This window comes from Vibrio sinaloensis DSM 21326 (assembly GCF_000189275.1).
Classification (GTDB): domain Bacteria; phylum Pseudomonadota; class Gammaproteobacteria; order Enterobacterales; family Vibrionaceae; genus Vibrio; species Vibrio sinaloensis.
Map to the genome: position 1 here is coordinate 26125 of NZ_AEVT01000062.1, position 23272 is coordinate 49396.

Below are 23272 nucleotides of genomic sequence, written 5' to 3' on the forward strand. Positions count from 1 at the left end.
ACTCTCATCTAATACCCATCGTTAATTATTAGCACCTCAAAAGAGTATTAATCCAATGTCACAGGGATATCTTGAATTTCCTAATATCGATCCTGTCTTGATCGCTATTGGTCCATTATCTATTCGTTGGTACGGTTTGATGTACCTCGTTGGTTTTGCATTTGCCCTTTGGTTGGCAAACCGTCGCGCAGACAGCCCTGATAGCGGCTGGACTCGTGAGCAAGTTTCTGACCTTCTATTTGCCGGTTTCCTTGGGGTTGTCATCGGTGGTCGCGTCGGCTACGTACTGTTCTACAACTTTGAACTTTTCTTAGATGATCCTTTGTATTTGTTTAAAGTGTGGACGGGAGGAATGTCCTTCCACGGTGGGTTGCTTGGTGTCATTACCGCCATGTTCTGGTATGCCAAGAAAAATGGCCGCACTTTCTTTGGTGTCGCTGACTTTATCGCGCCTTTAGTGCCATTTGGTCTTGGAATGGGGCGTCTTGGTAACTTTATGAACAGTGAACTTTGGGGACGAGTTACAGATGTGCCATGGGCGTTTGTATTCCCTAATGGTGGCCCTTTACCGCGTCATCCCTCACAGCTGTACGAAATGTTCTTAGAGGGGATCGTTCTCTTCTTTATCTTGAACTGGTTTATTAAGAAACCGCGCCCATTAGGGGCTGTATCGGGGCTATTTCTAGCCGGATATGGTACATTCCGTTTCTTAGTGGAGTATGTACGAGAGCCAGATGCTCACTTGGGTCTATTCGGTGGATTTATCTCAATGGGACAAATTCTTTCGTTACCTATGGTGATTATCGGCGGCTTAATGGTCGCTTGGGCGTACAAACGCGGCCACTATAAAGATGAACTACCACAACAGACGAAGTAAGGAATTGGTGTGAAACAGTATTTAGACCTCTGTCAGCGAATCGTAGATCAGGGTGAATGGGTTGAAAATGAACGTACAGGCAAGCGCTGCTTAACGGTCATTAATGCAGATCTAACTTACGATGTCGCTAACAACCAGTTTCCTTTAGTCACCACACGAAAAAGCTTTTGGAAAGCAGCGGTAGCGGAGTTACTTGGCTATATTCGCGGTTATGACAACGCGGAAGATTTTCGCAAGCTTGGTACGAAAACATGGGATGCGAATGCAAACCTGAACGAGGCGTGGCTCAATAACCCTTACCGTAAAGGTGAGGATGATATGGGGAGAGTCTACGGCGTTCAAGGTCGAGCGTGGGCGAAGCCAGATGGTGGCCACATTGACCAGTTACGTAAAATCGTGGATGACTTAACTCGTGGTGTCGATGACCGCGGTGAAATCCTCAATTTCTATAACCCTGGTGAATTCCACATGGGGTGTTTACGCCCTTGCATGTACAGTCATCACTTCTCTCTGTTAGGGGATACGCTGTATCTAAATAGTACTCAACGTTCGTGTGATGTGCCTTTGGGCTTAAACTTTAATATGGTTCAAGTCTATGTGTTCTTGGCCATTATGGCGCAGATTACTGGTAAGAAAGCGGGTCAGGCGTACCACAAAATTGTTAACGCACACATCTATGAAGATCAGCTTGAACTGATGCGTGATGTACAGTTGAAACGTGAGCCATTAGACGCGGCGACTTTCCATATCAACCCAAACATTAAGTCACTAGAAGACTTGGAGACCTGGGTAACACTGGATGATTTTTGGGTTGAAGGTTATGCGCATCATGACCCAATTCAATACCCGTTCTCAGTTTAGCCAAATGTTATAATGTTCAAAGCCGCCTTATTGGGCGGCTTTTTTGCGTCTAAAAGAGTGTCATTTTTTCAGCGACGCGGAAGTTAATCTTATACGTCGTGGTGAGTTATTGACAACACGATGCACGAGCCAGCGCCTTGGTGTTGGGTGAGTGGTCTATTGGATAAACTACGGCTAAATACGTTTGGATGCAGAAAGAACAGACAGCTCTAGAGGTGATAAAGGCAGAATGAAAGTATATTCACGCCTAAGTATGACTAAACAAAAAGCCCGCAACCTAAGTTGCGGGCTTTTCAATAAGCGATGGTCTTTATTTTAAGCTGTCAGCGCTAGGATTGTGCCTGGCAGTGCAACGAACACTGCTAATAGGTAACCAGCAACAACCGCTTTGTTTTTCACAGCCATGTCAGAAATCATATCTGCGCCTTTCACAGGAAGTTCACGTAGGAATGGAATACCGTAGATGAACACTGTAGCCATGATGTTGAACACTAAGTGCACTAGGGCAATCTGTAGTGCGAACACTGCAAACTCACCTGATACGGCCGTCGCTGCAAGTAGTGCTGTAATACATGTACCGATGTTTGCACCAAGCGTAAACGGGTAAACGTCACGTACTTTAAGAACACCAGAGCCGACTAGAGGAACCATTAGACTTGTTGTCGTAGAAGAAGACTGAACAAGTACAGTTACAACAGAACCAGAGACGATACCGTGGATTGGGCCACGGCCAATTGCATTCTTCAAGATTTCACGTGCACGACCAACCATTAGGCTCTTCATCAATTTGCCCATCACTGTGATAGCAACGAAGATAGTTGCAATACCTAGTGCGATGAGCATGATGCCACCAACTTGGTCACCAAACGTTGCTAGTGGCTCTTTAACGGCACTGACAACTGGCTTAGTGATTGGCTTGATGAAGTTAAGACCTTTAATGCTCATGTCGCCTGTCGCCAAGAATGGGGACACCAACCAGTGAGAGATCTTATCCAAAATACCGAACATCATCTCAAGAGGTAGGAAGATCGCTACCGCTAGAAGGTTAAAGAAGTCATGAATGGTTGCACTTGCAAACGCACGTTTAAACTCTTCTTTGCAACGAACGTGACCAAGTGAGACGAGTGTGTTCGTTACGGTAGTACCGATGTTTGCCCCCATAACCATAGGGATGGCAGTTTCCACCGGTAGACCGCCAGCAACTAAGCCAACGATGATAGAAGTGACTGTGCTCGATGATTGAATAAGTGCGGTTGCAACCAAGCCAATCATTAGGCCTGCTACAGGGTGAGAAGCAAACTCGAAAAGAACTTTCGCTTGATCGCCTGTTGCCCATTTAAAACCGCTACCTACCATAGATACTGCTAGAAGTAGTAGGTACAACATGAATGCCAAGTTAGCCCAGCGTAACCAGCGAGCGGTACTCGAGATTGGTGCTGCTGTAGTAGTAGCTTGGTTCATAATTTTTCTCCGTGGACCGTTATGTCTTATTTTGGTCTGTTGTTGAAACTGAGGGCGATGTTAGAGAGGAAATATTTCAGTAATATTACAGTTATGTGTAATAAAACGTTTTTTGCGGGAGGTAAGAAAAAAGGGCTGTAATTGCTCGTGTACACTTTGTTTAAGTATTTGATTTTTATTGATTTATTTTGTTGTTTTTAATCCAGTTTCTGATCTCAATTTGATGAAAAAATCTTTGTTATCGAGCAATTTTTTTCCTTATATGACAGTTCAGTGTCATAAAGGCATTTCTTGGATTCGGTAAAAATATTGTGTAATCGATTTAATTTCGTTTTTACCGAAAAGTTGTTGTCATCAAGCGCATTTGCTATAACCGTATCATTCACTTGCTACTCGAGTTATCGATATGTCTCATCTTAATTACAATCACCTCTATTATTTCTGGATGGTGTGCAAGCAAGGATCAGTGACCAAAGCTGCCGATGCTCTTTTTCTTACACCACAAACTGTTACAGGGCAGATTAAAGCTTTAGAAGAGCGCATGGACGGCAAGCTCACAAAACGTAATGGTCGAAGCATTGAGCCGACAGAACTTGGTCAATTGGTATTTAAGTATGCGGATCGAATGTTTGGCTTAAGCTATGAGATGTTGGATATCGTCAACTACAGCCAACATTCAAATATTCTGTTTGACGTCGGAGTCGCAGATGCTCTTTCCAAGCGTTTAGTCAGTAAAATCTTGATGACGACGGTACCACCGGATAGCAGCATTCATCTACGCTGTTTTGAATCAACCCACGAAATGCTGCTAGAGCAACTCTCACAGCATAAGTTGGATATGATTCTATCGGATTGTCCGGTCGACTCTAGCCAGAGTCCAGGGTTATACAGCAAGAAACTTGGCGAGTGTAATATGAGTTTTTTCTGCTCGGGCAATGTAGACAACGTTAAGTTTCCTGCCGTTTTAGAGCAACGTAAGTTGTTAATTCCCGGCAGTCGAACGGCAATGGGACGCAAAGTTCTCCAATGGTTTGACCGACAAGGCCTTCAACCGAACGTTTTAGGTGAATTTGATGATGTCGCATTAATGAAAGCCTTTGCTCGATATCATCACGATGTCATCTTTTTAGCGCCTTCATTATATCTGTCTGAAGTTGAGAGTGATTTACCTCTTCAGCTAATAGGCCATATAGAAGAGCTGAAAGAAGAGTATTACGTTATTTTTGCTGAACGTATGATCCAGCACCCTGCCGTGAAGAACGTTTGTGATGCGGATTTTATATCACTGTTTAAGTAGCGATTTGATTTATAACTGTTAGATTACTTGTTACAGATCGATTACTATCGTCAATGTTAAATTTAGCGTGATAACCAAAGCACGCCATTGCTGCCTAAGCCGTTCTTTTTGGCAGCGAATTAGCCGATATCGGCAAAATATAGTTTGGCTTCAAGAGGTGTTAGCCGATGAACTTACAAGAGATGGAACAGAATTCCGCGAAGGCAGTCGTGTTGCTTAAAGCCATGGCGAATGAAAGACGTTTGCAGATACTATGCCTATTACACAACAACGAGTTATCCGTGGGGGAACTGTGTGCTAAGTTGGAGCTGAGCCAATCGGCTTTGTCTCAACATTTAGCTTGGTTACGACGAGATGGCTTAGTGAATACCCGTAAAGAAGCGCAAACGGTGTATTACACGTTAAGCAGTGAAGAGGTAAAACTGATGATTCAGTTGCTGCATAGCTTGTATTGCAGTGAACAAAAATAAAAAGAGGCGTTAGCCTCTTTTTTTATTCTTTTGCAGATATAAAAAAACCGGCAAATTGCCGGTTTTTTCTTCACTGGTAATCAGAGTTCTATTAAAGAGCTTTGATTGCAGCAGAGAAGCGAGACTTATGACGCGCTGCTTTATTCTTGTGAATAAGGCCTTTAGTCGCCATACGGTCTAGGATTGGTGTAACTGCAGCGAATGCAGCAGTTGCAGCTTCTTTGTCGCCTGCTTCGATAGCAGCAACAGTTTTCTTCATGTAAGTACGCATCATTGAGCGACGGCTAGCGTTGTGCTGACGACGTTTCTCAGCCTGGATAGCGCGCTTCTTAGCAGATTTACTATTTGCCAAGGGTCTAACTCCCAAAAACTTTAGTTCAGTGACAATTTAAGGGCGAGGACTATCCCTCATTTGCGCTTAAATGTCAAATAATTTGTGCAAAAACCAATCGAAGCCAAACAAGTTTTGGATTAGATAGGTCTTCACGGTTAAGATGGCGGGGATTCTATCAGTATTTTTTTTTCAATGCTAATACTAATCTACTCTCAGCGAGTTATTCCTGCATAAGTCAGGAACATTGTGATTAGTATCAGTGAGTTTCCGAGGTAACTGTGAGTAAACGACTCCTCAAGTCGGGCATGATCGTAAGTGCGATGACGTTGATTTCTCGCGTGCTGGGTTTAGTACGTGATGTGGTTGTAGCAAATTTAATGGGCGCAGGTGCCAGTGCGGATGTGTTCTTCTTTGCTAACAAAATTCCTAATTTTTTACGCCGACTCTTTGCTGAAGGCGCCTTTTCTCAAGCCTTTGTCCCTGTTTTGACCGAATACCACGCCAGCGGTGATATGGATAAGACTCGTCAGCTTATCGCTCGTGCCGCGGGTACCCTTGGGGTGATTGTTTCCATCGTCACCTTGATCGGCGTACTTTGCTCAGGGGTCGTTACCGCTCTGTTTGGTTTTGGCTGGTTTCTCGACTGGCTCAATGGAGGTCCTGCCGCGGAGAAGTTTGAGTTAGCCAGCTTTATGCTGAAAATTACGTTCCCTTATTTGTGGTTCATCACCTTCGTGGCTTTGTCGGGAGCGATCCTCAATACATTGGGTAAATTTGCGGTGTCTTCTTTTACACCAGTGTTTCTCAATGTGATGATCATTTTTTCGGCTTGGTTTATTGCCCCTCAACTGGCGCAACCTGAAATCGGATTAGCGATCGGGGTGCTGCTTGGTGGCTTGGTACAGTTCCTATTCCAGATTCCGTTTTTAATTAAAGCGGGTGTGATGGTGAAACCAAAATGGGGATGGCGAGATCCCGGTGTCGTGAAAATTCGCACTCTGATGATTCCTGCACTATTTGGCGTTTCAGTCAGTCAGATTAACTTACTGTTTGACACCTTTATTGCAAGCTTCTTGCAAACGGGGTCTATTAGCTGGCTTTATTATTCAGACCGTCTTTTGGAGTTCCCTCTAGGCTTGTTTGGTATTGCGATTGCGACCGTTATCTTACCTGCATTGTCACGTAAACATGTCGATGCGCAGAGTAGCGGGTTTGCCAACACCATGGACTGGGGGGTGAGAATGGTCACTCTATTAGGTATTCCGGCCATGCTTGGCTTGATGGTATTAGCGAAGCCAATGCTGATGGTGTTATTTATGCGAGGTGAATTCTCGCCGCAAGATGTTCAGTTTGCGTCGATGTCTTTAGTTGCTTATGCGTCAGGGCTATTAAACTTCATGCTAATCAAAGTGCTAGCTCCGGGCTATTACTCTCGCCAAGATACCAAAACACCCGTGAAATACGGCATCATTGCTATGGTGACTAACATGGTGTTTAACGCAATCTTTGCTTGGTTCTATGGCTATGTCGGTTTAGCCATTGCAACGGCGCTTTCTGCGCTGGTGAATATGTTGCTTCTATATAGAGGCTTGCACCTTGCTGGTGTCTACCGTCTAACTCGGACCACGCTTGTTTTTATCGCTAAGCTGGTTGTGGCTGGTGGTTTGATGGTTGCGGCTATTATCTGGCAGCTAGAAGATATGACGGTTTGGTTAACGTGGAGCTTTATGGAGCGTGTATTGTGGCTGGTTGCATTAATTGGCTTAGGGGCTGTCGTGTACTTAATTAGCTTAGTTACTCTTGGTGTACGTTTAAAAGACGTAAAAGCAGCGACAGAGTAAGGTTGATTAGTATATAATCCGTCGGTTTCACGTAATGCAATTTTTTAGATACAGGTTTCTAGCAGCTTCCAATGGAATTGATCCGAGGCATTCATAATATCCAACCACACCATACTGGGTGTGTATTGACGATCGGTAACTTTGATGGAGTACACCTTGGTCATCAAGCTGTATTGCGTCAAGTGTCTGAAAAGGCAAAGCAACTTGGTTTGCCTTCTACCGTAATGACCTTTGACCCTCAACCTTTGGAGTTGTTTGCTCGGGATAAAGCGCCCGCACGTTTGACTCGCCTGAGAGACAAGTTCGTTCAACTGAGTAAATTGAATATTGAACGACTGCTTTGCGTGAATTTTAACCATCAATTCGCCAACCAAAGTGCGGACGAGTTTATTAGTGACTTGTTGGTGAAGCGATTGGGTGTTAAGTTTCTGGTCGTAGGCGATGACTTCTGCTTTGGCAAAGGCCGAAGAGGCAATTTTGCTATGTTGCAAGAAGCGGGTAAAAAGCACGGTTTTGACGTGGTTAGCACGCAAAGCTTTTGTCTACAGCAATTGCGGGTCAGTAGTACGGCGATCAGAGAAGCATTAGCGCAAGATAAGCTTGAGCAAGCTGCGGAAATGCTAGGGCGTGACTATAGTATCAGTGGTCGAGTATCCCATGGCCGAAAATTAGGCAGAACCATAGGTTTTCCGACGGCCAATATCCCACTAAAACGTTGCGTCTCACCCGTATCAGGTGTGTATACCGTTCAAGCTCTAGGCTTGGGTGATGAGCCAATTGGTGGGGTTGCAAATATCGGTAATCGACCAACGGTCAATGGTGTACGCCAACAACTAGAAGTGCATTTATTTGACTTTAAAGCCAATTTATATGGCAAACAGCTAGAAATTGTACTTTTAGATAAAATTCGCGATGAACATAAATTTGAATCGTTCGACGCGCTTAAACAACAAATTGAATTGGATGCTGAGGCAGCAAGGGTGTGGCTGCGTCAGTATAAAGCCCAAGCGGTTTAGTTCGCTGCTTGGCATAATGTCTAACTGTCACCCAACACAACGGAATTAAGAATCGATGAGTGAGTATAAAGATACCCTGAACCTTCCTGAAACAGGGTTTCCGATGCGTGGCAATCTGGCGAATCGTGAGCCAGAGATGCTTAAGCGTTGGTACAAAGAAGACCTTTACGGCGAAATCCGTAAAGCGAAGAAAGGCAAAAAATCTTTCGTTCTACATGATGGCCCTCCATATGCGAATGGCGACATTCATATTGGTCACGCACTAAATAAGATTCTTAAAGACATTATTATTAAATCCAAAACACTTTCTGGTTTTGATGCACCGTACATTCCGGGTTGGGACTGTCACGGTCTACCAATTGAACTAATGGTAGAAAAGAAAAAAGGCAAACCAGGCCAAAAAATCTCTGCGGCTGAGTTCCGTGAAGAGTGTCGTAAGTACGCGGCAGGTCAGGTTGAAGGTCAAAAAGAGAGCTTCAAACGCCTAGGTATCATGGGTGAGTGGGACAAGCCTTACCGCACTATGGATTTTACTACTGAAGCAAACATTATCCGTGCACTAGGTAAGATCGCTGACAACGGCCACCTACTGAAAGGTTTCAAACCAGTTCATTGGTGTACTGACTGTGGCTCAGCTCTTGCTGAAGCGGAAGTAGAGTACAAAGATAAAGTGTCTCCTTCTATTGATGTTCGCTTCAAGGCAGCCGACGCAGCAGCACTTCTGTCTAAGTTTGACCTTAATGAAGGCCATGAAGGTGAAGGCGATATCTCTATCGTTATCTGGACTACAACACCATGGACACTGCCTGCAAACCGCGCAGTATGTCTTCGTGATGATCTAGAGTACGTACTTATCCAAGTAGAGGGCGAGTCGAAAGAGCGCATCATCGTAGCGTCTGAGCTCGCGAAAGACGTGATGGATCGCGCGGGTATCGAGCACTTCCATAACCTTGGTTTTGCAAAAGGTGCCGATCTAGAACTGTCTCAGTTCCAACACCCATTCTACGACTTTACTGTTCCAGCGATCCTTGGCGACCACGTTACCACTGATTCTGGTACAGGTGTGGTTCACACAGCACCAGGTCACGGTCAAGAAGACTTCGCGGTAGGTAACAAATACGGTCTTGAAGTTGCGAACCCAGTGGGCTCAAACGGTGTTTACCTACCTGATACAGAGCTATTTGCTGGTCAGCACGTATTCAAAGCCAACGATGCGGTTGTTGAAACGCTAAAAGAAAAAGGCGCGCTGCTACATCACCATGCTTACGAGCACAGCTACCCACATTGTTGGAGACACAAAACACCAATCATCTTCCGTGCAACACCACAGTGGTTTGTCTCTATGGACCAAGCTGGCCTACGTGCAAAAGCACTAGAGTCAATTAAAGGTGTTGAGTGGATGCCTGAGTGGGGTCAAAGCCGCATCGAAGGTATGATTGAAGGTCGTCCTGAGTGGTGTATCTCTCGTCAACGTACTTGGGGTGTGCCAATCGCTCTATTTGTTCACAAAGAGACAGCAGAGCTTCACCCGAATACGATTGAACTGGTTGAGCAAGTTGCAAAGCTAGTTGAAGAAAAAGGCATTCAAGCATGGTGGGATCTAGAGATCTCTGACCTGCTAGGTGAAGAAGCTGACAAGTACGAGAAAGTACTTGATACGTTAGACGTATGGTTCGATTCAGGTGTGACTCACTACTCAGTTGTTGACGCTCGTGAAGAGTACAACGGCGCCTCGGCAGACCTTTACCTAGAAGGTTCTGACCAACACCGTGGTTGGTTCCAATCTTCGCTTATTTCATCTATCGCGATGAAAGACGAAGCGCCATACAAGCAAGTGCTAACGCATGGCTTCGTTGTGGATGGCCAAGGCCGTAAGATGTCGAAATCTATTGGTAACGTTGTTGCACCAAAAGATGTGACTAACAAACTAGGTGCCGATATCCTGCGTCTATGGGTTGCTTCGACTGATTACACGGGTGAAGTTGCGGTTTCTGATGAAATCCTAAAACGTTCTGCGGACGCGTACCGTCGTATCCGCAACACAGCACGCTTCTTCCTTGCTAACTTAAGCGGCTTTAACCCAGCAACGGATCTTGTTCCTGCTGAAGAGATGGTTGCGCTAGACCGCTGGGCGGTAGGTCGTGCACTGGCTGCGCAAGAAGAGATCGTTAAAGCGTACGGTGAGTACAACACTCACGCAGTAACGCAACGCCTAATGCAGTTCTGTTCTATCGAAATGGGCTCATTCTACCTAGACGTGATTAAAGACCGTCAGTACACAGCGAAACTTGGCGGCCACGCTCAACGTAGCTGTCAGACAGCGCTTTACTACATCGTTGAAGCACTTGTTCGCTGGATGGCACCAATCATGTCATTCACAGCTGACGAGATCTGGAACGAGATGCCGGGCGAACGCGATAAGTTTGTCTTTACTGGTGAGTGGTATGAAGGTCTGTTCGGTCTAGCGGAAGGCGAAGAGCTTAACAACGAATTCTGGGCTGAAATCCAAGCGGTTCGTGGTGGTGTAAACAAACTGCTAGAAGACGCGCGTAAAGACAAGACAATTGGTGGATCTCTGCAGGCGGAAGTAACACTTTATGCTGAGGAAGCACTAGCGGCGAAACTTGGTAAGCTTGAAGACGAGCTACGCTTTGCGCTACTGACTTCAGCGGCGGTTGTTAAGCCTCTAAGCGACAAGTCAGACGCGGCTCAAGCCACTGATGTCGAAGGTCTATTTGTAGAAGTGAAAGCAACGGAAAACGAGAAATGTGACCGTTGTTGGCACCACACCCCTGACGTAGGCACAATCGAAGGCCATGAGAAGATCTGTGGTCGTTGTGTGTCGAACGTTGATGGTGAAGGTGAAGTGCGTAAATTCGCTTAATTGAGAGCGAGCGCCAACGGAACTTTATTCAAATAACATAGCCCCAGTATTTACTGGGGTTATTTTTACGAGCCATTTTTAGGGTAAAAGATGTCAAACATTCCATTAAAACAATCAGGTGTACGCTGGCTGTGGTTAGCGATCGTGATTTTCTTTGCTGATATCGGTATCAAGCTGTTTGTAATGGACAACATGGGTTACGGCTGGGCGAATCGTATTGAAGTTTTGCCTTTCTTTAACTTGCTTTATGTCCACAACTACGGCGCCGCATTTAGCTTTCTCAGTGATCAAGCTGGCTGGCAGCGATGGTTGTTTACCGGTATCGCATTTGTTGTCACAGCGCTTCTTACTTACTGGATGAGCAAGCTGCCAGCAAAAGAGAAATGGAACAACATCGCTTACGCTATGATCATTGGTGGTGCCGTTGGTAACGTATTCGACCGTGTTGTGCATGGTTTTGTCGTTGATTACTTGGATTTTTTCTGGGGTAATTACCACTGGCCAGCATTTAACTTAGCGGATACGACCATCTGTATTGGTGCAGCCATGATCATTCTCGATGGCTTTCGTCGTAAAGAAGATGCTGCGGCTTGATCTGCGAGAAAGATGAATAACCTTAAGCGCTGTCGGTTGATTCCGATGGCGCTTTTTAGTATACCCGTCATATTTGAAGTTGTAGCGATGTTCGCTGCGATGCTGAACGGTCTGAATCAATGTATCGTCGCATCGAAATTTCAACTATTTAGGGTAAACACCTACAAATAATAACGACCTCAAGGAAGCAGTAACGTGACAACAATTGCCCAAGATTCAGCAGTAACACTGCACTTCACAATAAAAATGAAAGATGGTTCGGTTGCGGATAGCACCCATAACATGGGGAAACCTGCCAAGCTGGTTATCGGTGATGGCAGCCTGAGTGAAAACTTTGAAAACTGTTTAATTGGACTAGAGCAAGGTGACAACAAGGCGATTGAGCTAGCGGCTCAAGACGCATTTGGTATGCCTAATCCTGATAACATCCATCATATGGATCGCGCTAAGTTTGTTGGCGATGCGGAAGTGGAAGTCGGGACGATTATGGCGTTCTCAGGTCGAGATGGAATGGAGATCCCCGGAATTATTACTGAAATTGCAGGCGACTCGGTCACGGTCGATTTCAACCACCCCCTTGCCGGCCAAGATGTGACTTTTGAAGTCGAGATTTTGTCAGTAGAATAGCGAACCGAAGCGAAAATATAATCATCATGAGCAATGAAATGAAAATTCTGTTAGCAAACCCACGTGGTTTTTGTGCCGGTGTTGATCGTGCGATCAGTATCGTTGAGCGTGCATTAGAAATGTATCAGCCTCCGATTTACGTGCGTCATGAAGTGGTGCATAACCGTTTTGTGGTAGAAGGCCTTAAGCAGCGCGGTGCTATTTTTGTCGAAGAACTGAATGAAGTTCCTGATGACAATATCGTCATTTTCTCTGCTCATGGTGTCTCTCAAGCAGTTCGTAAAGAGGCCAAAGAGCGCGATTTGACTGTCTTTGATGCAACCTGTCCTCTAGTGACGAAAGTTCATATGGAAGTCGCGCGTGCAAGCCGTAAGCATATGGAAGTGGTCTTGATCGGTCACGCAGGACACCCTGAAGTCGAAGGTACTATGGGCCAGTATGCGAGTGAGCAGGGTGGCATGTATCTGGTTGAGACGCCCGCTGATGTGGTTAAGCTACAAGATAAGGTGAAAGATCCGAGTCATCTGCATTACGTAAGCCAAACGACCTTATCAGTGGATGAGACCGCGGATATTATCGAAGAGCTGCGCCGCGTATTTCCTGATATTCAAGGTCCACGTAAAGACGATATTTGCTATGCAACTCAAAACCGTCAAGATGCGGTTCGAGACATGGCAACCGATGTGGATGTCGTGGTAGTGGTGGGTTCGAAAAACTCTTCTAACTCTACGCGTTTGAAAGAGCTTGCTGAGAAGCTAGGTACGCCTGGCTATCTAACTGATTGCCCAGAAGACATTAAACCTGAATGGTTTGACGGCAAAGTAAAAGTCGGTGTTACTGCCGGAGCATCGGCGCCGGAAGAGCTCGTTAACCAAATTCTTGATCGAGTCAAAGAGCTGGTTGGCACGCGTACGGTAGAAGAAATTCAAGGGCGTGAAGAGAACATGTTCTTTGAAGTCCCGAAAGAGCTGCAAATCAAACAGGTTGATTAAGTGCAGTACCAGACGAGAGAAAAGCCAGCACAGATTGCTGGCTTTTTTGTCGGCTCAGATATCGTAAATGAAAAAGGCTCCCGAGGGAGCCTTTTGATTATGCAAGCGAAGTGAAATTGACTTATGCAGTTTCTGTGGCTGTTTGTGGTTTTTCTTCATCTGCCAGTTCAGTTTCACCTTTCCCTTTCGAGGTCTTGATAACATAACCAGCGACCGCAAGGGCAAACAGGATTCCTGCTACGGTTGAGACTTGCATTGGTAGGCCAAAGCCAAGCGAGCTGTTATTTAGGATGAAGGTGACACAAACAGTGGTCATAAATACCGCAGGTACTGTTGTGATCCAGTGCATCTTGTTGTGACGCAGTAGGTAAGCGGATGCAGTCCATAACATCATCACCGCTGTTGATTGGTTAGCAAAACCGAAGTAGCGCCAAATAATGCCGAAATCTACTTGAGTTAAGATGCCACCAATGACAAACAGTGGTACTGCCATCATTAGACGATTGCGGAGTGCTTTTTGATCAACGTTGAAGTACTCAGCTAGGATGAGGCGGCTAGAGCGGAATGCCGTGTCACCTGACGTGATTGGTAGGATAACCACACCTAGGAAAGCGATAACACCGCCAAAGACACCGAGTAGACCAAATGATGCGCTGTATACCACGTTGCCTGGGCCACCGTTTTTCACTGCTTCAGATAGAGCGTCTAGGTTGCCGAAGAAAGAGAGAGCGATGGCACACCAGATAAGCGCGATAACACCTTCACCGATCATTGCACCGTAAAACACGAAGCGACCATTTTTCTCATTTTCCATACAGCGTGCCATCAATGGTGATTGAGTGGCATGGAAGCCAGAGATGGCACCACAAGCAATCGTGATAAATAGCGCTGGCCAAAGCGGCATATCATTTGGGTTTAAATTAGTGAACATATCGCTGACTTGGAAGTCGCCCATCACTGTATGTTCGCTCGAGAAGGCCACCGCCGTCATTAAACCTACAGACATGAAAATAAGCAGCGCACCGAACAATGGATAGAAGCGGCCGATGATTTTATCAACGGGAACAATTGTCGCAATGATGTAGTAAGCGAAGATAGCGATAACCATAGTAGTCATGCTCACGCTTAAGCTGGTTTGGTCATTGATTAAGTTGGTGATCATACCTGCTGGTGCAGAGACAAAAACTACACCCACAAGCAGCAGTAGGACGATGGCAAAGATATTCATAAAGTGTTTTGCGCCATTGCCTAAGTAGCGACCAGTAATGGTTGGTACCGAAGCACCACCGTTACGAACGGACAGCATGCCAGAGAAGTAATCATGAACAGCACCCGCAAAGATACAGCCGATCACGATCCAAAGCATTGCCGCCGGGCCGTATAATGCCCCCATTATCGGGCCAAATATTGGGCCAACGCCAGCAATGTTAAGTAACTGAACCAAGTAGACTTTCTTAGTCGACATTGGCACATAATCCACACCATCTTGCTTGGTATGAGCTGGCGTTTGACGTTTTTCATTAATTCCGAACACTTTCTCGACAAAAGCACCGTAAATAAAGTAACCGCCGATTAGGGCCGCCACACAGGTTAAAAACCACAACATAACACTCGTTCCTTAGTATTTAAGCTCACGGTGAATAGTACGCCTAGGCTTGGCAATACTCATTCGCTATTCTCGTGAGTGGTCGTTTGCGCTAATAAGTGGTTATTAACCTGATTAAGCGGTTTTTCACTCTGCTAAGTGGCATTTTGTTCTGTTTAGTGGTTTAGTTAATAAGACAAGATAAAAAGTGAAGAAAAACAATGAGAAAATTAATAATAGTGCTTTTGGCTAGCGGGTTAGTTGCGTGTGCGGCCTCAATGGAGGAACTCGCAAAGCAAGGTGATTGGTATCAAATAGGTTATCAAGATGGCGTTGCAGGACATACTCAACGGTCGGTGAAGAATCTTGCTAAGCTGGGGGCGGCAAAATACGGTCAGTATGAAGAAGGCTACCTGCAAGGGGTTGATGAATATTGCAATCCTAACTTTGCCTACCAAATCGGTCTGTCGGGGCAATATTACGAAGGTGTGTGCGAAGGTACACAGTATGGTCAGAAATTTCGTATGGAGTGGCAACGTGGTTGGAACGATTATAACCAGTAGTGATGTGTTCTCATAAATAAGAGATTTTTGTTATTGAATCCTACATCTTCACGAAGATTGGGTTGCTATCTTAGCGCCAAAGTTAATCGAGGAAGTGTAAGATGAAAAAAATGTTACTGGTTGCACTATGTGCAATGCCACTTATGGCAAACGCGGCTACCCCAATAAAAGACGCGGTTGAAGCGAGCCCTAAGTACCAAGCTGAAAAACAGCAAATCTCTAACAAGCTAAATAAAGCGAAACAAAAACTACAAGCCGCTAAGTTAGAGAAGCTGAAAGCAGAAGGTAAGCTGAAAGATAAAGCTGAAAAAGCGAAAGCTAAGTACCAAGACAAAGTTGACCAAGCGAAAGCAGACGGTAAAAAGCTAGCAAACAAAGTGGAAGATGCAAAGAAGCTGACTGATGCTGAATACTTAAAAGATCAGGCTAACCGTCGAATCAAAAAAGAGAAGCGTAAAGCGATTAAATCATGGTTAGTTGAAAGCTAATACGAAAAGGGAGAACATCTGTTCTCCCTTTTTAATAGCTACTGCTCTTGGTGCTTTTGCACCGCTTTGCGCAAGAAGCCATCTTGGTGGTGAAGTTGCTGTTTTGCTATCTCTAGCTCTAGACCTGTCAGTATCATTAAGATCGCCAGTTTCACGTCGTAGTCGGTTTGAGCCAACATGGCCAAAGCCTCAGATTGGTCACATTCGGTTGCTTGCATGACAATTCGAGCCGCGCGGGCAACCAGCTTTTTGTTGGTGGCTTTAACATCAACCATCAGGTTTTGATAACTCTTGCCGAGTCGGATCATACTCGCTGTCGTCAGCATGTTTAGCACCAGCTTTTGTGCCGTCCCCGATTTTAACCGTGTCGACCCCGTCAAGGCTTCCGGCCCCACGACCGGGCTAATCGCAATCTGAGCAATATCCGCGATGGTGGAATCAGGATTACAAGAAAGAGATACCGTGGTAGCACCAATTTCATTGGCGTATTCCAACGCGCCGATGACGTAAGGCGTTCTGCCACTGGCAGCAATTCCCACGACGACGTCATTTTCATTGAAATCAATCGATTTTAAGTCTTCAACTCCGAACTCCGGTGAGTCTTCAGCGCCTTCTTTCGCTTTAAGTATGGCTTCAGGGCCTCCCGCAATCAGGCCGATAACCATTTGATCGGACACGCCAAACGTTGGAGGACACTCTGAAGCATCAAGCACCCCCAAACGGCCACTGGTTCCAGCGCCCATATAGATAAGTCGGCCACCGACTTTAAAGGCTGCTGTGATCTTGTCGACCGCTTGAGCTATTTCAGGCAAGACTTTTTCAACCGCGAGTGGAACCTGTTGGTCTTGTTGATTGATTCGTTGCACAATTTCAAGAGAAGGCAATAGGTCTATATCCATCGTTTCAGGGTTGCGCCCTTCAGAAACTAGGTGTGAAAGTGCAGCGATAAGCGCGTCATTAGTCATCAGTTGTCCTTATTTATCAGCGAAGTACATCACACCAAGCGAGACCGATTTACTGGCTCCGGTGACTTCAGGCAGATTGCTTGGCAAATTGTGTATACGGCGATAGGCGAGCCAAGCAAAGGCCATCGCTTCCATATTATTGCTGTCCACCCCTTTATCGTCTGTCAGCATTACTTGCCAGTCAGTGAGGTGGTGAGCAAGGCGTGCCATTAATAGTGGGTTGTAGCCACCACCACCGCATACTAACAACTCTGGCTGAGGGCCTTGAGTGAATTTTTTGACCTCATTGCTGATAGTGACGGCAGTAAACTCACACAGTGTACGCTGAACATCTTCAGGGCTGGTGTTGAACCCCGTGAGGAGTGACTCTAGCCAAGGTAGATTAAACAGCTCTCGTCCGGTACTTTTGGGTGCCCCGAGTGCTAGGTATGGCTCATCAAGTAAGGTTGCCAGCAAGGCCGGGTCGATGTTTCCTTGGCGAGCAAATTGAGCGCCTTGGTCATAGGGCTTTCCACGGTGTTTATTGCACCAAGCATCCATCAACATGTTTCCGGGGCCAGTATCATATCCTATGACAGTTTGATCAGGCCTTAATACCGAAATATTGGCGATTCCACCAATGTTGAGTACCACAATGCTTGAGTCGATAGAGCGAAATATTGATTGGTGAAAAGCGGGAACCAGTGGGGCGCCTTGGCCGCCCAGAGCAATATCTTTGCGCCTAAAATCTGCGATCGTATCTATACCAGTGATTGCAGCAATAATATTGGCGTCACCCAGTTGAATCGTAAACGGTGTGTCACCGCTTGGTTGGTGAAAAACGGTCTGACCATGATTACCGATCGCTTTAATTTGTGTCGCTTGATGACCGCTAATGTCCAATAAAGCCTGCACTGCCTGAGCATAGAGTTCGCCAAGCAAATGATCGAGTTGGCCGATTTCGATCAGATTTGTTGACTGGCCTAAACAGACGTTTAGCAGGCGCTGTTTGAGGGAAGTGGGGATTGGGTGATCATGGCTGGCGAGCAAGCGAACCTGGTTATCCTCAATCTCAACTAAAACCGTATCGATACCATCGAGACTCGTGCCTGACATCAGGCCAATATACAGCTCTTTACTCATTACAATTATCCACTTGTTGTTTGGCCAATAGAGTCGCGCCATCAAGTGCATCTCCTTTGGCTTGAATCACTCTAGGCTGCCATTTCTCTGCCAAGTTGGCTTGATAGTATGCGCTCAAACTGCCGAGAAAAGCGATATCTAACTCATTATTTTCACAGCATTTTGTTATAAGAGTATCAATGTTTAAGCGGCCTTGATGCAAGATGGCTTGGCTGTCAGGGCATGACTGTTTAGAGAAACCAATAATCTCCGGAGCAAATTGGGCAAATTCTGTTGCTGATGCCTTGTTAAGCCAAGAGATGATCTGGCTGCGTGTTTTCCCCACTTCATTTTGAAGGTAGGTTGTTAAAGGGGAAAGCTTGTGGCCTTCGAGAGCATTAATAAGGGCTCGAATCGCTTGCTGTCCAAGCCACGCACCACCACCTTGATCGCCAATGGGAAAGCCCCACCCGCCATACGTGCGGCTTTCTCCATTAGGAAGTAATTGGCTGGCGACAGAGCCCGTCCCCAAGGCGATGACATTTATCGGTTTACCTAGATTAGCGCCGAGCAAAGAGATGTGTGCGTCGCTGGTTATCAAACAGTGTGGGTAACGTGTCAATGCGGTTTGCAGCTGTTGTTTGAGCTCGTAATTGCCCGCACCCGCAACACCGATAACAATCGAGACCTGTTTAGCGTGCAGTTGGTGTTGTTTGAGGCAATCAGCAATGGCCTTGGTTAGAAGTTCTATTGCTTGCTGACCATATTGAGTTAAGGATGACGGACCAAGCGTTAAGGTGAAAAACGGGTCCGCCGTTAGGGGTTCCAGAGACGTTAGACGTAGGGCGGTTTTACTTCCGCCCCCATCGATAGCAAGAAGGTGTGTAATCATATTAAGTCGCTTGTAATTGATCTTGCTCTTGAGGTGTGGCTTTTCCACATAGGCAAACGCAAAGGGAAACGAACGTACCAATGCAGAGCTGGTAAGGGAATGCAAGTTGCACACCAACCCACTCTGGGTGGAGTACCGCCATAATACTGTCCCATACATACGCTTGTAGCAGCAAGGTCGTCAAGAAGCCTGCGAGCAGAGCCATGGCTACAGATGCCTCACTACCGCGCTGGGTGAAGATCGCTGTGAAATAAACTCCGAGTAGACCTGTGTAGGCAAACACCATCACACTAAGAGCAAAAGACAGTAAAGGCATATCTGTGTATTGCTGCCAGTAGAAGCACAGTATTCCCATACTGCCTAATGCTATGGCCGCCACCGCCATGCCGAAACGACCCGCTTTAACATAGTGAAAGTCATCTTGTTTCCCGTGACGTTTTTCTTTCCAAGGGCGGTAGAGATCTTGGACGGCAACCGAAGACATGGAATTTAAACCAGAGTTTAGTGTCGAGAGTGCTGCCGCAACAACGCCAACCGTGACTAAGCCGCGTAAGCCAGCCGGCATTTCGTTGAGCACGTAGTACATAAAGATAGTGACGTTCTCGCCATTAAAGTTCTGCACTACTTCTTTACCTTCGATGCCCATAAGCTCAGGTCTTTGATAGAAGATGTACAGCAGTAGGCCTATGGTCATAAAAATCAGCACAACAGGGATAGAGAACACAATGGAATTGATCATAGCTTGTGAGCCTTGCTTTGCATTCTTACAAGTCAGTACTCGTTGAGTCATGTCTTGATCAAGGCCAAATGCGCCAATATTGAGAAGAACGAATCCAGTAATACAAGCCCAAAAGCTGAAAGTGCCAGCAGGAGAAAAATCGAGACTGAAGTCGAACAACGTCAGCTTAGACAGTTGTTCGTTGCCGGGGTTTTGTAGTGCGTGAACGATTTGGTTCAAATCGGCTGGGATCTGACCAAGTAAGTAAACAATAACCGCAATGGCGGCACCCACGTAGACAATCAACTGAATCAAATCACTCCAAATCACCGAACGAATTCCGCCCATATACGTGTAGGCAAGGCCAACCACGACTAAAATCACTACCGAAGTGATCACGCTAGAAGGTTCAATGTTGGTAAATAGGATCATCGATACCGCGATGGCGGCCATGTACAACCGAGAGCCGGACGCAAAAACGCGGCCGATTAAATACATCAAGCCTGCACGTTGTTTGGTTTTTTCTCCAAAACGCACCTTGAGCAGTTCATAAACGGTTGAAACTTTGTTTTGGTAAAACTTTGGGATCAAAACCCAAGCAACAAATAATGCGCCGAGTATTCCACCGATATTGGTTGCTAAGTAGGTTAGGTTGCCGCGGTAGCTAGATTCGGGGCCGCCAAGAAATGTCGCCGCCGATTGAGAGGTTGCCAGTACCGACACCGCGACTACCCACATTGGCATGCTGTTACCACCAAGAAAATAATCTTTTGTTGAAGTTATTTTGACACGACTGAAGTGCCAACCGGTGTAGGCTATCAGCGCAAAGTACAATGCGAAAACCGCCCAATCGAGTGAGGTAAATAATGAATTCATAGCAGCTCCATAGCATGAATTATGTAGGGGTTATGTTTGTTATTTTCCTCAGTATGTGAGTGAGAATAAGTGAATCAAAAATCTATTCCTTGGTGGAATAGTGAACAGTCAATTTCTATGACTAGGATCCCAACTCAAGGTCGAAGCTATTCCGAGGTGAATTGTTTTTTGGAATAGCTATTCCAGCGCAAAGAACAGCTGAGTACACTGAGAGCATTGAATAGGAGATGCGACAATGAAAGGGTTGGCGAGAATCAAGGCATTGCTGCCAAAGTTATCTCCTTCAGACACCATGATTGCTCGGTTTCTTTTGGATTATCCGGAGCAAGTTAAGGTGATGTCTTCTCCAGAGCTCGCTAAAGCGGTGGGGGTTGGTCAATCTACTATCGTGAAGTTCAGCCAAAAAGTGGGCTACAGTGGTTTTTCTGAGTTGAAGCTCAAGCTATATGAAAGTGAGCTAACCTATCGGCCGACCTCGCGTAAAGCCATACATGGCAGTATCTCTCGTAGTGATGATACTTCGCTGGTGATGGCAAAACTATTAGCCAGCAAGCAGCAATCACTGGAAAGAAGTATTGCCTTAAATGACAGCGGCAATCTCGAGCACGCAACCCGTTTGCTTCATTTAGCCAATAAGATTCAACTCGCAGGAGTTGGAGCGTCTTCGCTGGTGGCTAAAGACCTGAGCTACAAACTAATGAAAATTGGTCATGCGGTGCATTGTGAACATGACGCGCACATCCAAATTGCTAACGCTTCAGCATTGAATGAGAACGATGTGTTGATCGCTTTATCTTATTCTGGTCGCAGTCGTGAAATATTGCGCGTTGCCCAAATTGCCAAAGGGCGTAAGGCGAAAATTATTACTATCAGTCAATTGGCGCCAACGCCACTTGATAAGTATGCCGATATCAAACTGATGACGGCGGCGGATGAGGAGCATATTCGCAGCTCTTCGATTACCGCGCGGGATAGCCAGTTGCTGATCACTGATCTGCTGTTCATCGCCTTGACTCAGCAAGAAGAGGGCGCGGATCAACTAATAGAACAAAGTAAATCCGCAGTCGCGGCTTTAAAACAGTAAGGAATCATTATGGGACCGTTATGGTTAGACGTCGAAGGTTGTGAACTGACGGCGGAAGACAGAGAAATATTAGAGCACCCAACCGTAGGTGGGGTGATTTTATTCGCCCGAAACTATCACGACAGCGAGCAGCTACTCGCGCTTAATAAGTCGATTCGTCACGCAGCTAACCGTCCTATTCTGATTGGTGTCGATCAAGAAGGCGGTCGGGTTCAGCGATTCAGAGAAGGGTTTTCATTGATCCCGGCGGCACAACGGTACGCAGAGTTTGCCAATGGTGAACAGTTGGCTGAGCAAGGTGGTTGGTTAATGGCAGCTGAGCTTATCGCGCATGATATTGACCTGAGCTTTGCACCAGTGCTTGATAAAGGGCATGAGTGTAAAGCGATAGGCAATCGTGCTTTTGGTCAAGATGTCGAGACAATTCTTCGCCATAGTCTTGCTTACATGAAAGGAATGAAAGCGGTTGGTATGGCAACGACGGGTAAGCACTTCCCTGGTCACGGTGGCGTGATTGCCGACTCGCATTTAGAGACGCCGTTTGATGGTCGTGACAATATTTTTGAGCAAGATATGGCTATTTTTAAGGCACAGATGGACGCTGGAATGTTGGATGCCATGATGCCTGCACATGTCGTGTATCCTCGATACGATGATCAACCAGCCAGCGGTTCAGCGTATTGGCTAAAACAAGTATTACGTGAGCAATTGGGTTTCAAAGGGATTGTCTTCTCTGATGATTTAACAATGGAAGGCGCATCGATCATGGGTGGCCCGGCCGAGCGAGCGCATCAAGCGTTAGTTGCGGGTTGTGACATGGTGTTGGTATGCAATAAGCGAGATGCGCAAGTTGAAGTGTTGGACAATTTACCCATTATGGAAACGCCACAAGCGGATCGTTTGTTGAAATCTCAAACTTTTAGTTTACAAGAACTGCAAAGAAGTGAGCAGTGGCAGCAAGCCTCACAAGCAATGAAACGTATACTCGACAACTAATCTAACAAGAGCCACATCATGTGGCTCTTATTAATGGAAGCCTAACCTTTCTTTCAGGGTTTTAAGGTAGCGTCGACTGACTGGAATAGGGTGATCACTGGTGGTCACAATTTCCGCTAACCCATTTTCCAGTAGTTTGATCTCTTTGATGGCCTTAACATTAATAAGAAACTGACGATGGCAGCGAACTAAAGGCGTTTTCTCTTCCAGCACTTTTAAGGTTAGTTGCGAAGTGGCTTTTTGTTCGTGGGTTTGTACGTGTACTCCGCTTATATCGGTATAGGCGAATTCAACATCAGCGGTGGGAATAATCACGATTCGGTTAAGACCAATACAAGGGATTTGGTCTAGGCATTGTGGTGCGATTGCTGCTATCTGTTGATCGCCGTTTGGTTGAGTCTTAAGTAAACGCTGAACGGTTTTTTCTAACCTTTGGGTATCGACTGGCTTTAACAAGTAGTCAAAAGCGTTGTCTTCAAAGGCTTGAATGGCAAATTCATCGTAGGCGGTAACAAACACCACTTTTGGCATTGTATCTGGGTCCAGCATCCCTAGCAGTTCAATACCGGTCACTTGTGGCATCTGAATATCCAGAAACACCACGTCGGGTTTTAGCTGGTTAATCTTTTTCAGGCCTTCAATCGCGTTACTGGCCTCGCCAATAACGCTTATTTCACCAGTTTCGGCTAAGAGTTCCATAAGCTCTTCTCGAGCAAAAAGTTCGTCATCAATGACGAGCGCAGACAGCAT

At 45.9% G+C, this 23272-nt stretch carries 22 protein-coding genes; 14 read left to right on the forward strand and 8 right to left on the reverse strand.

Features of this window, described 5'->3' with window-relative positions; all coding sequences use genetic code 11:
* Positions 1-55: 55 nt before the first annotated feature.
* Positions 56-877 (forward strand): prolipoprotein diacylglyceryl transferase, encoded by an 822-nt coding sequence (gene lgt / locus RH45_RS11115; protein ID WP_008077139.1) that lies wholly within the window; start codon positions 56-58, stop codon positions 875-877.
* A gap of 9 nt (positions 878-886) precedes the next feature.
* The gene (locus tag RH45_RS11120) at positions 887-1738 is read left to right on the forward strand and encodes a thymidylate synthase (protein WP_008077141.1); all 852 of its coding nucleotides are present in this window, start codon (positions 887-889) and stop codon (positions 1736-1738) included.
* Positions 1739-2053: 315 nt separating this feature from the next.
* On the opposite strand, the gene RH45_RS11125 is transcribed toward RH45_RS11120, so the two are convergent.
* Positions 2054-3199 (reverse strand): Na/Pi symporter, encoded by a 1146-nt coding sequence (locus RH45_RS11125; RefSeq protein WP_008077142.1) that lies wholly within the window; start codon positions 3197-3199, stop codon positions 2054-2056.
* 406 nt (positions 3200-3605) lie between these two features.
* Here RH45_RS11125 and nhaR point away from each other — a divergent pair, with 406 nt between their 5' ends.
* Together nhaR and RH45_RS11135 are read left to right on the forward strand one after the other, a co-directional pair.
* Positions 3606-4496 carry a transcriptional activator NhaR gene (gene nhaR / locus RH45_RS11130; protein ID WP_008077145.1) on the forward strand — a complete coding sequence of 297 codons (891 nt, stop codon included), beginning with the start codon at positions 3606-3608 and terminating at the stop codon, positions 4494-4496.
* Between the two features lie 167 nt (positions 4497-4663).
* Positions 4664-4966 (forward strand): ArsR/SmtB family transcription factor, encoded by a 303-nt coding sequence (locus RH45_RS11135; RefSeq protein ID WP_008077151.1) that lies wholly within the window; start codon positions 4664-4666, stop codon positions 4964-4966.
* Between the two features lie 91 nt (positions 4967-5057).
* Here the strand turns inward: RH45_RS11135 and rpsT are convergent, their stop codons facing one another.
* Positions 5058-5318: a 30S ribosomal protein S20 gene (rpsT, locus tag RH45_RS11140; protein WP_008077153.1), complete on the reverse strand. Its 261-nt coding sequence runs from the start codon at positions 5316-5318 to the stop codon at positions 5058-5060.
* Positions 5319-5578: 260 nt separating this feature from the next.
* Between rpsT and murJ the strand changes: the two genes are divergently transcribed.
* The 6 genes from murJ to ispH all read left to right on the forward strand — a co-directional run bounded on the left by murJ (position 5579) and on the right by ispH (position 13254).
* Positions 5579-7141 (forward strand): murein biosynthesis integral membrane protein MurJ, encoded by a 1563-nt coding sequence (murJ, locus tag RH45_RS11145; protein WP_039958535.1) that lies wholly within the window; start codon positions 5579-5581, stop codon positions 7139-7141.
* 71 nt (positions 7142-7212) lie between these two features.
* Positions 7213-8157, forward strand: a complete 945-nt coding sequence (gene ribF, locus RH45_RS11150) for a bifunctional riboflavin kinase/FAD synthetase (protein ID WP_008077165.1) — start codon at positions 7213-7215, stop codon at positions 8155-8157.
* A 55-nt stretch (positions 8158-8212) separates the two neighbouring features.
* Positions 8213-11041 (forward strand): isoleucine--tRNA ligase, encoded by a 2829-nt coding sequence (gene ileS, locus RH45_RS11155; RefSeq protein ID WP_008077167.1) that lies wholly within the window; start codon positions 8213-8215, stop codon positions 11039-11041.
* Between the two features lie 90 nt (positions 11042-11131).
* On the forward strand, positions 11132-11635 hold the full coding sequence (gene lspA / locus RH45_RS11160) for a signal peptidase II (protein WP_008077169.1): 504 nt from the start codon (positions 11132-11134) through the stop codon (positions 11633-11635).
* A gap of 195 nt (positions 11636-11830) precedes the next feature.
* The gene (gene fkpB / locus RH45_RS11165; protein ID WP_008077171.1) at positions 11831-12262 is read left to right on the forward strand and encodes an FKBP-type peptidyl-prolyl cis-trans isomerase; all 432 of its coding nucleotides are present in this window, start codon (positions 11831-11833) and stop codon (positions 12260-12262) included.
* Between the two features lie 26 nt (positions 12263-12288).
* Entirely contained in the window at positions 12289-13254 is a 966-nt protein-coding gene (gene ispH / locus RH45_RS11170; protein WP_008077173.1) for a 4-hydroxy-3-methylbut-2-enyl diphosphate reductase, read from the forward strand.
* A gap of 121 nt (positions 13255-13375) precedes the next feature.
* Here ispH and RH45_RS11175 read toward each other — a convergent pair whose 3' ends face one another.
* A complete protein-coding gene (locus RH45_RS11175; RefSeq protein ID WP_008077177.1) occupies positions 13376-14860 on the reverse strand; it encodes a carbon starvation CstA family protein in 1485 nt (494 codons plus the stop codon).
* A gap of 200 nt (positions 14861-15060) precedes the next feature.
* Here RH45_RS11175 and RH45_RS11180 point away from each other — a divergent pair, with 200 nt between their 5' ends.
* Positions 15061-15402 (forward strand): DUF2799 domain-containing protein, encoded by a 342-nt coding sequence (locus RH45_RS11180; RefSeq protein WP_008077180.1) that lies wholly within the window; start codon positions 15061-15063, stop codon positions 15400-15402.
* A 101-nt stretch (positions 15403-15503) separates the two neighbouring features.
* Positions 15504-15890 carry a hypothetical protein gene (locus RH45_RS11185; protein WP_008077181.1) on the forward strand — a complete coding sequence of 129 codons (387 nt, stop codon included), beginning with the start codon at positions 15504-15506 and terminating at the stop codon, positions 15888-15890.
* 38 nt (positions 15891-15928) lie between these two features.
* On the opposite strand, the gene murQ is transcribed toward RH45_RS11185, so the two are convergent.
* From murQ to RH45_RS11205, 4 genes are read right to left on the reverse strand one after another with little or no spacing between them, the layout of a single operon-like run.
* The gene (murQ, locus tag RH45_RS11190) at positions 15929-16855 is read right to left on the reverse strand and encodes an N-acetylmuramic acid 6-phosphate etherase (RefSeq protein WP_008077182.1); all 927 of its coding nucleotides are present in this window, start codon (positions 16853-16855) and stop codon (positions 15929-15931) included.
* 9 nt (positions 16856-16864) lie between these two features.
* Entirely contained in the window at positions 16865-17977 is a 1113-nt protein-coding gene (locus RH45_RS11195) for an anhydro-N-acetylmuramic acid kinase (protein WP_008077183.1), read from the reverse strand.
* A complete protein-coding gene (locus tag RH45_RS11200; RefSeq protein WP_008077184.1) occupies positions 17970-18848 on the reverse strand; it encodes a glucosamine kinase nucleotide-binding domain-containing protein in 879 nt (292 codons plus the stop codon). Before RH45_RS11200 ends, RH45_RS11195 begins: the two co-directional genes overlap by 8 nt.
* A gap of 1 nt (position 18849) precedes the next feature.
* Positions 18850-20442 carry a sodium:solute symporter gene (locus tag RH45_RS11205; protein WP_008077185.1) on the reverse strand — a complete coding sequence of 531 codons (1593 nt, stop codon included), beginning with the start codon at positions 20440-20442 and terminating at the stop codon, positions 18850-18852.
* A 235-nt stretch (positions 20443-20677) separates the two neighbouring features.
* Between RH45_RS11205 and RH45_RS11210 the strand changes: the two genes are divergently transcribed.
* Complete coding sequence (locus RH45_RS11210; RefSeq protein ID WP_008077186.1) at positions 20678-21526, forward strand: MurR/RpiR family transcriptional regulator; 849 nt, start codon at positions 20678-20680, stop codon at positions 21524-21526.
* Between the two features lie 9 nt (positions 21527-21535).
* Positions 21536-22522 carry a beta-N-acetylhexosaminidase gene (gene nagZ / locus RH45_RS11215; protein WP_008077187.1) on the forward strand — a complete coding sequence of 329 codons (987 nt, stop codon included), beginning with the start codon at positions 21536-21538 and terminating at the stop codon, positions 22520-22522.
* A 30-nt stretch (positions 22523-22552) separates the two neighbouring features.
* On the opposite strand, the gene btsR is transcribed toward nagZ, so the two are convergent.
* Positions 22553-23272 carry a two-component system response regulator BtsR gene (btsR, locus tag RH45_RS11220; protein WP_008077188.1) on the reverse strand — a complete coding sequence of 240 codons (720 nt, stop codon included), beginning with the start codon at positions 23270-23272 and terminating at the stop codon, positions 22553-22555.

Bases quoted from the DNA above. Each gene is read 5' to 3' on its own strand.
- lgt (WP_008077139.1), top strand. From the start codon at position 56: ATGTCACAGGGATATCTTGAATTTCCTAATATCGATCCTGTCTTGATC.
- RH45_RS11125 (WP_008077142.1), bottom strand. From the start codon at position 3,199: ATGAACCAAGCTACTACTACAGCAGCACCAATCTCGAGTACCGCTCGC.
- nhaR (WP_008077145.1), top strand. From the start codon at position 3,606: ATGTCTCATCTTAATTACAATCACCTCTATTATTTCTGGATGGTGTGC.
- RH45_RS11135 (WP_008077151.1), top strand. From the start codon at position 4,664: ATGAACTTACAAGAGATGGAACAGAATTCCGCGAAGGCAGTCGTGTTG.
- ribF (WP_008077165.1), top strand. From the start codon at position 7,213: ATGGAATTGATCCGAGGCATTCATAATATCCAACCACACCATACTGGG.
- ileS (WP_008077167.1), top strand. From the start codon at position 8,213: ATGAGTGAGTATAAAGATACCCTGAACCTTCCTGAAACAGGGTTTCCG.
- lspA (WP_008077169.1), top strand. From the start codon at position 11,132: ATGTCAAACATTCCATTAAAACAATCAGGTGTACGCTGGCTGTGGTTA.
- ispH (WP_008077173.1), top strand. From the start codon at position 12,289: ATGAGCAATGAAATGAAAATTCTGTTAGCAAACCCACGTGGTTTTTGT.
- RH45_RS11175 (WP_008077177.1), bottom strand. From the start codon at position 14,860: ATGTTGTGGTTTTTAACCTGTGTGGCGGCCCTAATCGGCGGTTACTTT.
- RH45_RS11180 (WP_008077180.1), top strand. From the start codon at position 15,061: ATGAGAAAATTAATAATAGTGCTTTTGGCTAGCGGGTTAGTTGCGTGT.
- RH45_RS11185 (WP_008077181.1), top strand. From the start codon at position 15,504: ATGAAAAAAATGTTACTGGTTGCACTATGTGCAATGCCACTTATGGCA.
- murQ (WP_008077182.1), bottom strand. From the start codon at position 16,855: ATGACTAATGACGCGCTTATCGCTGCACTTTCACACCTAGTTTCTGAA.
- RH45_RS11195 (WP_008077183.1), bottom strand. From the start codon at position 17,977: ATGAGTAAAGAGCTGTATATTGGCCTGATGTCAGGCACGAGTCTCGAT.
- RH45_RS11200 (WP_008077184.1), bottom strand. From the start codon at position 18,848: ATGATTACACACCTTCTTGCTATCGATGGGGGCGGAAGTAAAACCGCC.
- RH45_RS11205 (WP_008077185.1), bottom strand. From the start codon at position 20,442: ATGAATTCATTATTTACCTCACTCGATTGGGCGGTTTTCGCATTGTAC.
- RH45_RS11210 (WP_008077186.1), top strand. From the start codon at position 20,678: ATGAAAGGGTTGGCGAGAATCAAGGCATTGCTGCCAAAGTTATCTCCT.
- nagZ (WP_008077187.1), top strand. From the start codon at position 21,536: ATGGGACCGTTATGGTTAGACGTCGAAGGTTGTGAACTGACGGCGGAA.
- btsR (WP_008077188.1), bottom strand. From the start codon at position 23,272: ATGCTGTCTGCGCTCGTCATTGATGACGAACTTTTTGCTCGAGAAGAG.